At 71.2% G+C, this 1,564-nt stretch carries 2 protein-coding genes; both read left to right on the top strand.

What is annotated here, in order from left to right:
* A partial coding sequence (locus tag QH283_RS17520) for a helix-turn-helix transcriptional regulator (protein WP_280504064.1) occupies nt 1–403 on the top strand: 403 nt, incomplete at its 5' end.
* A 150-nt stretch (nt 404–553) separates the two neighbouring features.
* Nucleotides 554–1,492: a trypsin-like serine peptidase gene (locus QH283_RS17525; protein ID WP_280504065.1), complete on the top strand. Its 939-nt coding sequence runs from the start codon at nt 554–556 to the stop codon at nt 1,490–1,492.
* The last annotated feature ends 72 nt before the right edge of the window (nt 1,493–1,564 follow it).

The raw sequence follows: 1,564 nt of genomic DNA on the forward strand, positions 1-1,564 counted from the left end.
GGCCGACACCCGGGCGCTGGACGGGGTGAGGGTGGTGTTCGTGGGGGCCGGGCTGCTGCTCTCGGCCGCCGACGCGGGGGCGCTGGCGGTGCCGCCGCACGACCGGGCGGGCAACCGGCGACTGAGCGCCCAGGCCGCGGCCCGCGCCGTCGATCTGGCGCGGCGCTGCGACGGCGCGGTCACCCCCGCCCTGCTCGCCGCCGCCCACCCGCTGCCGATCACCGACCGCGAACGGGAGATCACCGCGCTCGTGGCGCGGGGGCTGTCCAATCGCCAGATCGCCGAACGACTGTGTGTCTCGGTGCGCACCGTCGAAGGCCACATCTACCGCGCCTGCATCAAGCTCGACGTGGACGACCGCGAGCAGCTCGCCCACCTGATCTGGGGCGGGGGCGCGCACTGAGCGCGTTTTTCGAGTAGTGCGCTACCCGCGATCGCGGGGGGTTCTCGCTCCGACACTGGTCTCCCAGCCTCCGAGCGGGCGGCGACCGTCACCCGACCGTCGACTCCGAAACGCCCTCGGCCCGTTCGGGAATCGAAGGAGTGAGATCCCATGGACAACAGCGACACCAAACTCGCCGGCCACACCCCGGTATCGAGCGCGAGCACCATCGTCGAGACCGCCGAGCAGCCGGGTAACACCGGCGCGGACCCCGGAATCGCCACGGCCGCGGGCGATGTCGAGAACGTGGCCGGCTACGTGCTGGCGCCCGCGGTGACCGGGACCGAAGCGGCCGAGACCGACGACCTGGCCGGGCTGCCGGATATCGCGTGGGCCTCCTACGGCGCGCCCTCGGTGCCCACCGAGGAACGGATCTTCGGCACCGACGATCGCGTCCAGGTCACCGCCACCGCGAACTATCCGTGGCGGGCCAACGCCTCGCTGCTCATCACCGCCGCCGACAACTCCCGGTGGATCGGCACCGGATGGTTCCTCGGCCCGCACACCCTCGGCACCGCGGGACACGTCGTCTTCATCAAGAACAGCGGCGTCCCCGGCCGCGACGGGTGGGTGCGGTCGATCCAGGTGATCCCCGGCCGCAACGGCAGCAACCAGCCGTTCGGATCGATCGTGGTCTCCGGTAACGCGTTCCGCTCGGTCACCGGCTGGACGGTGAACGGGGACCAGAACTTCGACTACGGGGCGATCGTGCTGCCGAACGACACCCTCGGCAACCGGACGGGCTGGTTCGGGTTCGGCGCGTACAACGACGCCACCCTGCTGGCCGCGACGGCCGACATCTCCGGCTATCCGGGCGACAAGCCAGCGGGCACCCAGTGGTTCCACGCCTCGCGGGTGGCCTCGGTGAACGAGCGGAAGGTCTTCTACCAGGCCGACACCATGGGCGGGCAGAGCGGCAGCGCGGTGTACCGGATCGTCGACGGTCAGCGGATGGCTTTCGGCATCCACGCCTACGGCGGCGCCACGGCCAATTCCGCCACCCGCATCAACACCTCGGTGTTCGGCAACCTGCTCGCCTGGCGGGCATGACCGTGCCACTCATCCGGGGCGAGGTCGACTCACCGGACGGACCGGTCGCGGGCGCGGCGGTCTATCTTGAGT

Origin of the sequence: Nocardia farcinica (genome assembly GCF_029867845.1) — a bacterium.
GTDB classification, from domain to species: domain Bacteria; phylum Actinomycetota; class Actinomycetes; order Mycobacteriales; family Mycobacteriaceae; genus Nocardia; species Nocardia farcinica_A.

What these genes read in the sequence shown, in the direction of transcription:
- QH283_RS17525 (WP_280504065.1), top strand. Translation starts at nt 554, where the DNA reads ATGGACAACAGCGACACCAAACTCGCCGGCCACACCCCGGTATCGAGC.